The organism is Gemmata sp. SH-PL17, from assembly GCF_001610855.1.
Classification (GTDB): domain Bacteria; phylum Planctomycetota; class Planctomycetia; order Gemmatales; family Gemmataceae; genus Gemmata; species Gemmata massiliana.
In genome coordinates, this window is the sequence record NZ_CP011271.1 from 498,571 (window position 1) to 511,507 (window position 12,937).

Sequence of the window (12,937 nt, forward strand, 5' to 3'; positions counted from 1 at the left end):
GTGCGCTCCGGATCGGGTCAGCCCGCATTGTACCACGCTGTTTGTGTTAATCCTTCGTCACCGGGCGCAGGAGCCGCGTCGCGTAGCGGCCAAGGCGGATGAGCAGCACGCGGTTCAGGTAGCCCGTCGTCACCTTCGCGCCGACCTTGCCCACGATCTTCCCGACCACGTTCGCACTCACGCCCACGCCGACCGCGTTCATCGCTTCATTGAACAGTTGGTCGTATTGGTCTTCCGCGAGCTTCTCCCACTCGGTCCCCTGGCCCGCCAAGTACGCATTGAAGAACGTGCGCCCCATCAGCACCGCGGTACCCGCACGCCCGGCGCGCAGGTTGTAAAGCTGGCACAGGTCCGAGAGCATCGAGAACGTGTAGAACAGGGTCGCGCCCGAGTCGATGACCGTGTTCGGGGCCACGGCCGTTACTACCCAGATGCGGCTCGCCCAGTATTTCGTGCGCCCGTCCGCGGCTTCGTCGATCACGCTCTGAAAGGCATCGCGGAACCGAGCGAACCATTGCTCCGTGGACGCGAACCGGTCGTGATCGAGCAGTTCCGTGCGCACCGACTTCAGTCGAGCTATCGCTTCGTCCGTGATGCCGAGCTTCGCGAGTGCGCGGCGATCTTTTTCAGAATCAATTGGGTACGTTTGGAGGTACATCTCGATCTGGTTTCGTGCTTCCGTGGACTTGGCCGCGGCGAGCCACCGGAGCCGCGTGCGGTTCGAGAGTTCTTTGATGCCCTTCACGCGCAGTTGGCGGTTCTCGCGGAGCCGAACGTACCGTACCATCAGCCGAACGAACGAATACAGCACGCACGCGCCGAACAGTCCGAGGCCGGTGTACCCGACGTACTGTGCCCATTCCGGCTGGGCCGCGAGCGCCTGGAGCAGCGACGCGGTTTGGTTGAACAGGAAGATCCCGATCACGCCGGTCATCCCGAGCAGAAACGCGAACGCGAGCGGCGACCCGAACCAGCCCAGCCACCCGAGACCGGTCGGGTCAGAGGCGAGAAGTAGTTCGGCTTCCGCGATGTCGCGTGCGGCCTGTTCGTCGTCGAGTAGTTTCAGCGCGGCGAGATCGTGTGTTGAGAGCGGCGCGAGGTCGGACGGGACTTGTGGCGGGCGGCCCAGTTCCGTTTCGCCCGGGCGCAGTTCCGGGGCCGCGGTATCTGCTTCCTGACGGACCGCGGGAGGGGGAGAAAGGGCTGGTGCCACGGCCGCGCGCCCCAAGCCCGGCACGCCGATCCGGAAGTCGTCGTCATCGGACGTCATGAACAGAACCCTCCCTCAATGACCGTGCCCGCGGGCGGTTCGCGCCGAGGGGCCATTGTACCCGACTTGCGTCTGAACCGCGCCGTACCTACATTGAAGCCGACAATCGTATCGGAGAACGCACATGGCCGAGCCCGCCCCGCAACCCGTTTCGCCGTACTTCAAGCCGATGACGCTCGCGCTCGCCGGGGTGGGACTGGCACTCACCGCGCTGCTCACGCTGACGTTCGCTCAGTTGCCCACGGAATACAGCATGTGGAACGCCTCGGTGATCGGGGCACTCGCCCTGTTCGCTGCGGGGCGCCTGGGCTTCTGGCCCGGCGTCGGGGTGACCGCACTGGCAATCGCACTCAAAGACCTGTGCCTCTATTTCACCGCGGCCTGGTGGCAACCGTACCCCCTCTCGTGGGTGTACTTCACCGGGTACGTGGTGATGGGCTGGGCGTTCCTCCGCCGGTCCGAGTCGATCAGCCGCGTCGTGACGGTGGCGCTCGGGTCCGGGCTGCTGTTCTTTTTCGCCAGCAACTTCGTGAGCTGGCTGGAAAAAGCGCTGCCCCATTACGAGCATTCGTTCGCCGGACTCGTTGATTGCTACGTTTCGGCGATTCCGTTCTATCGCGGCACGTTCGTCGGCGACGTCGCGTTCAGCGTGGCGTTCTTCAGCGCCCACGTGGTGCTGAGCCGGGTGTACTTCCCCGCGGAGCGCGTGAACGCCGCCCCCGAACAAGTTGGTGCCACGGAGAACAACTGGTGAAATACGCAGCCCTGATCGAGTACAGCCAGGACAAGGCGCTCGTCGAATCGCACCGTCCCGCACACCGGGCGTACCTGACGAGCCTCATGGAGAAGAACCAGCTCTTCGCATCCGGCCCGACGGAAGACGGGTACGGCGCGCTCATCATTTACGAAGCCGATTCGCCGGAAGGGGTTGAGGCACTAATGAAGGCCGACCCGTTCCACGCGGCCGGCGTGTTCCTGAAGTGGACCGTCCGCCCGTGGAAGATGGTGTTCTTCAACGCGAATCTCGCGCCGAAGGCGTGAGAACGCGAGATCGAATTGTAGCTACCAATTTCTGTTCACCACGCGGCCCGGCGGTGCGCTTCGCGAAAGAAGCGCACCGCCGGGCCGCGTTTGGGACTGCGCCCGACGTCCCTCACACGGCGAACGCTTTACGGAGCGCGGCGAGGCTCTTGGGGACGCCCGTGTGCGGGTCTTCCTTGCCCTCGAACTCCAGCGACACGAACCCGTTGTACTTGTGCTTGCGGAGCATCTTGGCGATCCGCTCGTTGTCGAGATCGAGGGTGTACCACAGCCCGCCGCCGTAGTACGTCTTCGCCTGCACCAGAACCGTTTTCGGCGCCATCTTCTCCAGCCGGTCGTAGGGGTCTTCGAGGAAGTTCCCCGTGTCCATCGTCACCTGCAACCACGGCGAATTGACCGCGTCCACGATCTTGAGAACCCCTTCGGGCGTGCGCCCGAGTCCCCAGTGGTTCTCCAACCCCATCACCACCCCGCACTTCTCCGCGGTCTTGAGGCAACTCTGGATCGACTCGATCACCCACTTGAACCCGTCGTCGTCGGTGAACCCGGGCAGGTTCGGCTCGATGCCGCGGTTCTTCATCAGGTCGTCGAAGCTCTTCGTGGTCCCCCAGCGCCCGGTGTTTAAGCGCATCGTCGGGATGCCCATCGCGTAGCACATTTCTAGGCACTTGATCGTGTGATCGATGTTCTTCTGGCGCTCGGCCTTGTCCGAGTACACGAACCCCTGGTGGATCGAGAACCCGCACAGCCCCATCCCGTTGAGGAACGCGCGGCGCTTGATTTTCTGGAGCGCGGCGGGCGATTCATCCGTCATCTGGCGGTGCAACACCTCGACCGCGTCGAACCCCATCTCCCCGGCCAGATCGATACACGTTTCGACGTCGCGCAGCTTGTTGTTCTTGAACTGCCAGAAGGAGTACGTCGAGATCCCGATGCGGATGGGCCGGGCCTTTGGGGGTTCGGCCGCCCGTGCGTCGGCGGTCGGAACGACGGCAAGTGCGGCGGACGCGGCGAGGAACCGGCGGCGATCGGTCAACATGGAGCGCTCCAGTTTGGGAACAGGCGGGCGATCGAGGTGACCTCAGTTTTGTTACGCGAAACGAATTGTGCAAGTGGGTGCTTCTTCGTCTTGACCGTGTGGCCCCTCTCAACGTATGCACCGCCGCTCATTGCCTCCCGATACACACGGAGACGCCGAATGAGTCGCGCCGCCGCTACACTGCTTGCCCTTGTCGCAATAACGCCGGTCGCCAATGCACAGGTCACTCTGGGCGAAGCGCCGGCCGCGGGCGAGTGCTTCCGGTATACCGTCGAACTCGATCTGACGGGCAAATTGATCGTTACCCAGGAAGGCGCGAAGGAAGCGGTCCGGCTCGACGCGAAGGCGCGGCACCTGTTCGCGGAACGGACGCTCGCGGCCGCCGACGGGCTGCCGGCCCGGTCCGCACGTTACTACGACAGCGCCGCGGCGTCTGCCGTTGTGGGCGGAGAAAAGGCGGACCGCGCGCTGCCGAACGATCGTGCTCTGGTCGTGGCGCTGCGCAACTCCGATGGCGCGTTCTGCTTCAGTCCGACCGGGCCACTCACGCGCGACGAACTCGACCTCGTGACGGAACACTTCAACCCGCAGTGCATTCCCGGGCTGCTCCCGAACAAGGCCGTGAACGTTGGGGACACGTGGGCCGTGTCGCCCGCCGCGGTTCAGGCCGCGTGCCAGTTCGACGGACTCATCAAGAGCGACAAGACCGGCCTGACCGGGAAGCTCACGGCCGCCGCGAACGGGCAGGCGACGTTCACCATTGAGGGGACCGCGGAGGGGATCGAGAGCGGCGCGAAGGTCACGCTAACGATAACCGCGAACGGTACATACGATGTCGCCGCCAAGTGCGTGACCGCGCTGACGTGGAAGCAGAAGGACGACCGGGAGCAGGGGCCGGTCGCGCCCGCTTCGCAGGTCGAAGCGACGATTGCCATCAAGCGGGCGGCGCTGGCCGAGGCGCCGAAGGAATTGAGCGACACGGCGCTCGCGGTCGTGCCGAAGGGCGACGTGCCCGCATCAATGGGGCTGCTCCGGTACACGGACCCGAAGAAACGCTACGAACTTGTTTATCCCCGCGACTGGCACGTCACCGGTCAAACCGAGCACCACCTCATCATGCGGCTGCTCGATAAAGGTGAGTTCATCTCGCAAGCTACCTTCATGGTCTGGAAGAAAGCGGACCCGGGCAAACATACCCCGGCCGATGAGTTCAAGAAGGCCGTAGGTAGCTCGCCGGGGTGGACTGTGTTGCGCGTGCTCGAAGACGCCGAGACCGCGGCGCCGGACGGGCGCTGGGTGTACCGCATCTCGGCGGAGGGGAAGATGGAAGAGCTGCCCGCGATTCAAAACTTCCACCTGGTCGCCGGTCCGCAGGGCGATCAAGTGGCTGTCACGTTCGCGATGAAGCCGGACAAGGTGAAGGCCGTCGGCGCCCGCGACCGGGATCTCGTCAACGCGCTCGTACTCCCGAAGAAGTGACGCTCCGGTTGTAAGGAAGATTCGGGTGAATCGGGCGAGGCGAATGCGTAAGGGGCGCACGGGGTTACGATTGCGCGTGCGCTGGCCGATAATTCAAACGATTGTTGCTGGTCCGATCCCGAAATACCGCGATTTGCGGCACCCGACCTCACGATACCCGACACACCCGATATACCCGACCCTCTTCCGGTTTGTTAAGGTAGTGAATGTGAGTTGGTGGGCGTCGAATTGGGGCGTAACGGGGGAACTATGCGGATCGGGGTCGTCAGTGACACCCACGACCGCCAGGAGGCGGTCGCGGAAGCCGTTCGCCTCTTGCTGGAGCAGGAGGTCGAACTGATCCTGCATTGCGGCGACATCGAGTCGCCGGAAACCGTTCGCGCGTTCAAGCCCGTCCCGACGCACTTCGTGTTCGGCAACTGGGACAAGGACAAGGTGAGGCTGGCAGCAGCGATCAAGGACGCGGGCGGCACGCACTACGATTCGTTCGGCGCGCTCACGCTGACCGACAAGCGGATCGCGTGGGTCCACAGCCACGAGCGCCACCAGTTGCGCCAACTGGAGAACGCCGACTACTTCGATTACGTGTTCTACGGTCACACCCACGTGCGCGAACAGCACCGCACCGGGCGCACGCTCGTGGCGAACCCCGGAGCACTGTTCCGCGCGAACCCGAAGACGTGCATCGTACTGGATTTGGCTACCGGTGAAATCAAACCCATCATCATCCCGACGAAACCGCCGGGCGGCCACGCCGCCACACCGCACGCGGCGACCGCGGCCCTCGACGACGGCACCGGTTCGATCGTTATGCCGCCGAGCGTGCTACCCGACGCACCGATCCCGCCGCCCGCTTCGAGTTGAGCGGGCTTTTTTGCGTTCGCTTCCGATGTGTTGCCCGTTTATCGCAGACGGGATTCATTCGCTGTAGGCACTCGCCGTCCGCGCGATTGGCAGACGGCGAGTGCGTTAACCGAACCCACTTCACAATCGGCGATTAGAACCGCGCGCCGCCGATCGTCGCGCCGCCCAGGAAGCCGGCGAACGCCGAGAACGTCGTCCCGATCGACGCGCCGACCGAGTCGAACGTCGTGACGTTGGCCTGTTGACCGAAGCCCGGCGTCACGCGGATGTCGAGCAGCCCGTCGCCGTTCGCGTCGGCCAGTGCCACGAACGCGCCGCTCGTCACGCCGCTGCCGTAGGCGAAGAAGCTGCTGATGAGCGTGTTGTTCGACCCGTTGAACACGCGCACGTTGCCGCGCGTGCCGGACCCGCTGCTCAGGACGATGTCGGCGATGCCGTCGCCGTTCGCGTCGCCGGCCGCCACGTTCACGTCACCCGCGTAGGGGGTGAACGCGAAGAAGCTGCTGGCGAAGTTCGGCAGACCTGCCGAGGAGAACGCGGTCCCGTCGACGTTGAACACCTTCACGTGCCCGTTCACCGCGGCGGCGGTCACGATCTCGTCGATCCCGTCGTTGTTGAAGTCCGCGGCCGATACGGTCACGTTCCCGAGGAAGCCCTGGTACGCGAGGAAGCTGCCGAGCAGCGAGCCGTCGAGCCCGCTGAACACCTTCACGTGCCCGTTCACCCCGTTGGCGACCGCGATGATGTCGGCGTACCCGTCCCGGTTCACGTCGCCGGTGGTGACGTTCACCGTGCCGTTGAAGCCGGCGAACGCGAAGAAGCTCTGCAGCAGGTTCCCGGTCACCCCGTCGAACACCTTCACGTGTCCCTGCGGGGCGACCGCGCTCACCACCGCGTCCGGAATGCCGTCGCGGTTCACGTCGCCGGTCGCCACCCGCACCCCGCCCTGGTACCCGGCGAACGGGATGATCGTGGTCCGGACCGCCCCGGTCGTGGAGTCGAGGATGCGCACGTCGCCGTTGGCGCCGAGGCCCGAGCCGACCACCACCACGCCGTCCGGGACCGCGGCCAGGCTCGTGAGCTGCGTGGCCCCCGTACCGATGTTGCCCACGAGCGTCGCGGCGCCGGTGGTCAGGTCGATGCTGTACAGCCCCGTCACGCCGCTCACGGTCAGGGCGGCGAACGCCGTTCCCAAACCGCCGTTGAGCGTGCTCTCAAAAATGTCGAACCCGCCGTCGGCCCCGGCGTCGAGCGTCACGCCCAGCGCGCCGATGTCGGTGACCACCCCACCGTTGGGGCTGGCGGGGGTGCCGTTGATGTCCCCCAAGCGCGCCAGCGAACTGGTCGCGCGGTTGATGAGGAACAGCGTCGTGGGCAGTGTGTTCGTGTCGCCCGCGTTGTTCTGGCGGTCGGTGTTGCGGTCGTAGGCCGCACCGATGATGTCTTGCATGCCCCCCGAAGTCAGGTCGGTGTCGTCCCCCGCGAGGGTACCGTTGTTCGGGTTCAGGCGCGCGTTCTCGTCGCTCACGTTCACGTAACGGATGCGGTCCACGGTCGGGTTGAAGTCGTACCCGCCCGCGACGTCACCGGCGTTGGGAACTGCAGCGGCCGTTTGGCCCACAAGGGTCGCGGCCCCGGTCAGCGGGTTGATGCGGTAGGTGAAGATGATCGAGTTGTTGGCGCTCGCGTCGACGACCGCGCTGCCGTACAGTTGGCCGGTGCGCGGGCGGAAGTCGATGCCGACGAGTTGTTGGTTGGCTCCCAACCCGGTGATCGTGACCGTGGTGGTCGCGGTCGGGGTCGCGCTATCGAGCCGCAGTAACGTGTTGGCCCCGGTCAACCCGTAAAGGATCGCGGGCACTTCGCGCGCTTCCAGGGCTTCGAGATTCAGGCACCGCGTGAACGCTTTCGGCGCGGGGCGACTCGGAGCGTCAATTCGGCGCAGGCGAGAGAGGAGACGCTTCAGCATCGGTACGGCACTCCAAATCAAGGTGTCAGGCATTGAATGGTGGGCGACGAACCGTCAGTCGTGATAGCCGGTCTCCTAAGCAGTGTCAACGAAAAGGTTTCCCCAATCGTTCCAATCTGCCCATTTATCCGACATCCGTTTTTGTTCTGAACTGTTGCAGCGTCGCGCCACAACGCGGGGCGGGAGACGGACGGTAGTTGAGGTGTGGACAAAAGACCGCGGACCGGGAACGCGGGTGCTCGTCCCCGCGCACCGGTCCGCTGGTACCGCACGAAATTACGGGAGTCGGCGCTCGATGCGGCGCAGCTCGCGCGGGGTCAGTCCGTAGAACTTGTACGTTTCAGTACGGTACGTCGGCGTGTAGAAACTGGGGTACGTTGTGGTCGTGAACGTCGGGATCGTCTTGTACTGTTCGACGGTGATCCCAATAGTCCCAACTTTCTTTTCCAGATCCCACTTCGCGGCGTCCCACGGCACGCTCACGAGCTTGTTATTATCGGTCGAGACGACCAAGTATTCGAGGTTCCCGGCGTCGTCGAATACCAGATCCTCCACGGTACCGATCGCGGTGTTCCCGGCGATCAGGATCTTCGTGCCGAGCACCTGTTTCGCGCGGATCTGGCCGCCGGCTGCGACCACGGGCGGGGCCGCGGTGACGACGCGCGGCGGGTCGGCGGCGATAACGGGCAGAGCGCTGGCGGTGAGGAGAAGGGCAAAAGCCGAGCGCATGGTGTACTTAATCATGAGTGCATCTCTCCGTGACGGGCGAATGGAAGGCCGAGCGGCTCGCTTGCGAGAGCGAGTGGCGCTCGGTGCCGCCAGCCGTTGCAATTCCGGTGCCCCGGAAATGTTTTGATCGCTGCCGAAGTGCCCCGAAAAGTGATTCGCGCTAATCAAATGCAGCGCTCAGTCCATCGATTCAACGGAACCCTCAAAGGGCACTGTGGTTAGACACTTCCTCTGACGAACGGATCGGTAATCCCCTCGCCACCGATCGGTTATCCCGATGCGAGTGGCCCACAGTGGGCCATTTACCCAGCCGGTGAAGTTCGCCGCGCCGGGCAGGTTGGGAGCGGCCCGAGACGCGACTGACCTTCTTTTGTTGGGCGCGGAAAGGTATCAATCAGAAATCCATCGGCTTCGCATCGATTTGTGGCCAGGACCATCGAACTTAACACCAGGGGCGTGTGGTCGAACCTTCTGTCCCAATTCCGCGTCCGTCCGACATTATTTCGGCGCGGGCGCTCCTAGAATGGTGACAGAGGGGCGACCGCTCCCCCCTCACTCACTCCGGGAGCCACCAATGAGCAACACGCCCAACCGCGCGAGCAACGGATCGGCGGGAAAGCCTCGTAAGAAAGAGGTCACCCTGGACCTCACGACCGCTCGTCAGATGCTTCCCCTCGTCCGGAGCATCGTGACGGACGTTCAAAACGCCCGCCGCGCGATTAACCGCCTCGTTCCCGAACAAGAGCGCCTCGAACGGCAGCGCCGTGACCTCGTGTGGCAGGAGCGCCAGCGCCGGTACCAGGTGATCGACGAGATCGCCGCGGCCGAAAAAGCCTGGACCACCGCCGTCTCCGAGCTGAACAACCTCGGTATCGCGCTCGTGGACGACGAGGCCGGGGAAGTGGATTTCCCAACGAAGGTCAACGGCCGCACGGCCGCGTTCTCGTGGCTCTTGGGCGAAGAGGCCCTTCGCCACTGGCACTACTCCGACGAAGAATCGCGCCGGCCGATCCCGGCCGACTGGGATAAAGCGGGCGCCGTGACGACGACTCGTTACCGCGGCAGCCAACCATAACGTGCGAGCCCCGCACATCAAAAGCCGCGACCATTTGGTCGCGGCTTTTTGCGTTTTACCGCGTGCTCGGATCTCGGACCGTGGTTGCCGGAAGGGTGTTTGTCATCTTCGCCCGGTGGGACATTTTCTGTAGCACAGGATTTTCGTCCTACACTTCAGTCGCGGGCGCAATTCGGGCTTTGCGCCTGTGCCGATTTCGTGCGGTAGCGGTTGTGCTTTTCAGGCCCACCGCGAACAACGGACATTTTGTATTTTTTACCTTCAGTCGTTTGCACCGGCTCGGCGCATGCTCTATTACTTGGTTGTCTCCGAGACGCCGCCCGAAACGACGACGCGACGGAGACAGCCGACCCGCAGTTTTAGTGCGAGTCGGTGGCCTTTAAAAGTTGGCTTTTACCGTTCCGAGGGGGGAACGGTTTAGGCAGCCAGGCTACCTAAGGGATGGACGGGACCCGTAAGTATGCTTGGTACGCGGGGCGAGCTTCGGCTCGCCCCGCGTTATTTTCGTTTCGTCACTTCTTCGCGCCCCGAACCCGGCTCGAACATCAAGCGCCACGGTGGTAGCGTTCTGCCGCGCCGCCCGCTAAGGTGATTAGGGACGTTTCCGACCTCGAGGGGCCGAGAATGAGTACCGCTATTCCGCCCGCCGCACACGGACACGCGGAAGCGCCGCGCAAGATCGAGAACACCCCCGGGCGCCTCGGCACGTGGCCCGTGAACACGACCGTGGCGCGCGTCGGGCTGCCCTGGAAGCGCCGGCTCTCGCGGGCCGCGCTCCTCGTGCCGAAGGTGCGGTACTTCGAGAAACTTCACGCGGACGTGAGCGACACGCAACTCGTCGAAATGAGCATGGCGCTGCGGGGCAAGGCGCGCGGGAAATGGGATCTCGACAAGCTGCTACCGGAAGCGTTCGCGCTCGCGTCGATCGCGATCCAGCGCACGCTCAACATCCGCCCGTTCGACGTGCAACTCGCGGCCGGCACGGTGATGCACTTCGGCGGCCTCGTCGAACTCGCGACGGGCGAGGGGAAGACCGTGTCCGCCAGTGCGCCCGCGTATCTTAACGCGCTTTCGGGGAAGGGCGTCCACGTCACCACGGTCAACGACTACCTCGCCAAGCGCGACGCGGAGTGGATCGGCCCGGTGTACCAGAAACTCGGGATGACGGTCGGCGTGCTCCAACAGAAGATGGACGAGAACGACCGCATTACCGCGTACAAGGCCGATGTGACTTACGGAACCGCGGCCGAGTTCGGGTTCGACTTCCTCCGCGACCGGCTGAAGCTGCGCGGCGGGCAGGCCACGACCGCGCCGTTCTGGGCCGCGTGGACCGGCGGGGGCGGGGGGCGCCTGGACCCGCGCGTGCAGCGCGGGCTGCACTACGCCATCGTGGACGAGGCCGACAGCATCTTCGTGGACGAGGCGAAAACGCCGCTCATCATCGCGAACCCCACCCGGCTGGCCGAAGCCGAGGAGCAGGTGGTGTTCAAGTGGGCCGACGAACTCGCGCGCGACATGCGGCGCGACGAACACTTCCTCATGAACGCGAAGAAGGACAAGATCGAACTGACCGACGCGGGCAAGCACCTCGTCCGGTACTCGAACCCGCCGACCGGCAAGCACGCGAAGGCGATGGACAAGCTGCTCGAGGCCGTCGAGCGCGGGCTGCACGCCTACCACCGCTTCGCGCGCGACCAGCACTACATGGTGAGCAGCGAGAACAAGATCGTCATCATCGACGAGGGCACCGGGCGCCCGATGCCCGACCGCCACTGGCGCGACGGGCTGCACCAGGCGGTCGAGGCGAAGGAGAAGGTGGCGATCAACATGCCCAGTTCGCACGCGGCCCAGGTCACGTTCCAAAACTTCTACCGGCTGTACGAGAAGCTCGCGGGGATGTCCGGGACGCTGCTCCCGAACTTCTGGGAGATGCGGAAGGTGTACCGGCGCTGGACGACGAAGGTACCGACGAACAAGCCGAACCGCCGCGAGGTGCTCCCGGACTCCGTGTACCCTACCGAGGACGCGAAGTTCGACGCGGTGGTGAAGAAGACGCAGGAGATGCTCGCGGTCGGGCGCCCGGTGCTGATCGGTACGCGGACGGTGGAGGCGTCGAAGAAGCTCAGCGCGAAACTAACCGCCGCGGCCGTACCGCACCAGGTGCTGAACGCCGAGCAGAACGAGCGCGAGGCGGACGTGGTCGCGGGCGCCGGGCAACTGGGTATGGTCACGGTGGCCACGAACATGGCCGGGCGCGGGACCGACATCAAGTTGGGGGCGGGCGTGGCCGCAAACGGCGGGCTGCACGTGATCGGCACGGAGCGCCACGAGGCCGAGCGCATCGACCGTCAGCTCATCGGGCGCGCCGGGCGCCAGGGCGACCCCGGGAGTTCGCAGTTCATGCTCTCTCTGGAAGACCAGCTACTTGAAGGTCTGGGGCACGCGAAGCAGCGCGAACTGGAAGCGCTCGGTAAGGCCGGCGGCGACCGCGACTGGAACTCGTTCGCCCCGCTGTTCACTCAGGCCCAGCGGCGCCTGGAAGCGCGCCACTACCGCCAGCGCCTCGACCTGATGAACTACGACAAACAGCGCCAGGAGATGCTCCAGGACTTGGGCGCGGATGCGTATGTCGATTAGGGTAGATGCCCGTGAACGAGCCGCGACCGCGAGGGAGCGGGAAGCGCAACATCCGCGTGACGAAATCACCGGAACCGGTAGCGGCTCGTAATTCACATCGAAACTGGATTGGGCTGCTTCTCAACAACAACCGGTGGCCCAGGCAGAAGTGCCTGGGCCGCTACTGTTTCGCGCGTTTGAACGTGAGGAGCGTGTACGGCGAGCCTTTGGGCGCCTCGAACTTGGTCGGGCGCTTGCGCCTCGGTGGGCCGTCGGGACTGGGTGTGAAGTCGACGCAGAGCGTGAGTTCGTCGGCCTTGAGTTCGTAGATGCCGGGGTAGTACGACGTTCGGGCGCCGTAGTTCCGCGCGAAGTCGATTTCGCGCGGCGATGTGTCCGGGGTGACGCTCCAGTTGACGTTCGCCGCGTTCACTGAGCCTTCAGGAAGATACGCGGCCAGCGAAGTCGTGTTACCGATGAACTGCTTTGCCTTCGGCCCGACGAGAGCCAGCGACAGCCTCGCGAGTTCGTCCTTCGTGAGTGCCTCACCGTCGCGCGTCCCGACCGTTGCGGTCCACGTCCCTTCGAGCTTCTCTGCTTCGATTTTGGCCGCTCCTGCTTTTGCCGCCGCCGCTTTGACTTTGTCGTCTTTCTCGTCGGCTGGGGCAGGAGCTACCGCACACGCAATAAGAGCCGCGGCCCAAACGACTCGGAGCTTCATCGCGAGCCTCCGTGTCGAACGCGGAACGTGGTCGAGCGGCGTGCGGTCAGGCGCAGAAAAGTGCGGCAGGCGGGTTGGTACCGAAGCAGGTTCGTTAGTCTCGTTTCGAGATCCACGTAGCGACCAAACGAGCC

Annotated in this window: 11 protein-coding genes; 6 read left to right on the top strand and 5 right to left on the bottom strand. The window is 64.6% G+C overall.

Going from position 1 to position 12,937, the window contains the following annotated elements:
• Positions 1 to 46 precede the first annotated feature (46 nt).
• Positions 47 to 1,270: a DUF697 domain-containing protein gene (locus VT84_RS01975; RefSeq protein WP_082838304.1), complete on the bottom strand. Its 1,224-nt coding sequence runs from the start codon at positions 1,268 to 1,270 to the stop codon at positions 47 to 49.
• 124 nt (positions 1,271 to 1,394) lie between these two features.
• Here VT84_RS01975 and VT84_RS01980 point away from each other — a divergent pair, with 124 nt between their 5' ends.
• A complete protein-coding gene (locus VT84_RS01980; protein ID WP_082838305.1) occupies positions 1,395 to 2,024 on the top strand; it encodes a DUF6580 family putative transport protein in 630 nt (209 codons plus the stop codon).
• A complete protein-coding gene (locus VT84_RS01985; protein ID WP_052561095.1) occupies positions 2,021 to 2,311 on the top strand; it encodes a YciI family protein in 291 nt (96 codons plus the stop codon). Before VT84_RS01980 ends, VT84_RS01985 begins: the two co-directional genes overlap by 4 nt.
• A gap of 112 nt (positions 2,312 to 2,423) precedes the next feature.
• Here VT84_RS01985 and VT84_RS01990 read toward each other — a convergent pair whose 3' ends face one another.
• Positions 2,424 to 3,350: a sugar phosphate isomerase/epimerase family protein gene (locus VT84_RS01990; protein WP_082838306.1), complete on the bottom strand. Its 927-nt coding sequence runs from the start codon at positions 3,348 to 3,350 to the stop codon at positions 2,424 to 2,426.
• A 159-nt stretch (positions 3,351 to 3,509) separates the two neighbouring features.
• On the opposite strand from VT84_RS01990, the gene VT84_RS01995 reads away from it, so the two are divergent.
• Positions 3,510 to 4,829: a hypothetical protein gene (locus tag VT84_RS01995; protein WP_082838307.1), complete on the top strand. Its 1,320-nt coding sequence runs from the start codon at positions 3,510 to 3,512 to the stop codon at positions 4,827 to 4,829.
• A gap of 249 nt (positions 4,830 to 5,078) precedes the next feature.
• The gene (locus VT84_RS02000; RefSeq protein WP_082838308.1) at positions 5,079 to 5,693 is read left to right on the top strand and encodes a metallophosphoesterase family protein; all 615 of its coding nucleotides are present in this window, start codon (positions 5,079 to 5,081) and stop codon (positions 5,691 to 5,693) included.
• Between the two features lie 133 nt (positions 5,694 to 5,826).
• Here the strand turns inward: VT84_RS02000 and VT84_RS02005 are convergent, their stop codons facing one another.
• Positions 5,827 to 7,662: a DUF4394 domain-containing protein gene (locus tag VT84_RS02005; protein WP_162271562.1), complete on the bottom strand. Its 1,836-nt coding sequence runs from the start codon at positions 7,660 to 7,662 to the stop codon at positions 5,827 to 5,829.
• Between the two features lie 276 nt (positions 7,663 to 7,938).
• Positions 7,939 to 8,406, bottom strand: a complete 468-nt coding sequence (locus VT84_RS02010; protein WP_052561099.1) for a PRC-barrel domain-containing protein — start codon at positions 8,404 to 8,406, stop codon at positions 7,939 to 7,941.
• A gap of 559 nt (positions 8,407 to 8,965) precedes the next feature.
• On the opposite strand from VT84_RS02010, the gene VT84_RS02015 reads away from it, so the two are divergent.
• Positions 8,966 to 9,466: a DUF2203 domain-containing protein gene (locus tag VT84_RS02015; RefSeq protein WP_052561100.1), complete on the top strand. Its 501-nt coding sequence runs from the start codon at positions 8,966 to 8,968 to the stop codon at positions 9,464 to 9,466.
• A 624-nt stretch (positions 9,467 to 10,090) separates the two neighbouring features.
• The gene (locus VT84_RS02020; protein ID WP_082838310.1) at positions 10,091 to 12,103 is read left to right on the top strand and encodes a preprotein translocase subunit SecA; all 2,013 of its coding nucleotides are present in this window, start codon (positions 10,091 to 10,093) and stop codon (positions 12,101 to 12,103) included.
• A 160-nt stretch (positions 12,104 to 12,263) separates the two neighbouring features.
• Here the strand turns inward: VT84_RS02020 and VT84_RS02025 are convergent, their stop codons facing one another.
• Entirely contained in the window at positions 12,264 to 12,803 is a 540-nt protein-coding gene (locus VT84_RS02025; RefSeq protein WP_082838311.1) for a TIGR03067 domain-containing protein, read from the bottom strand.
• Between the last annotated feature and the right edge of the window lie 134 nt (positions 12,804 to 12,937).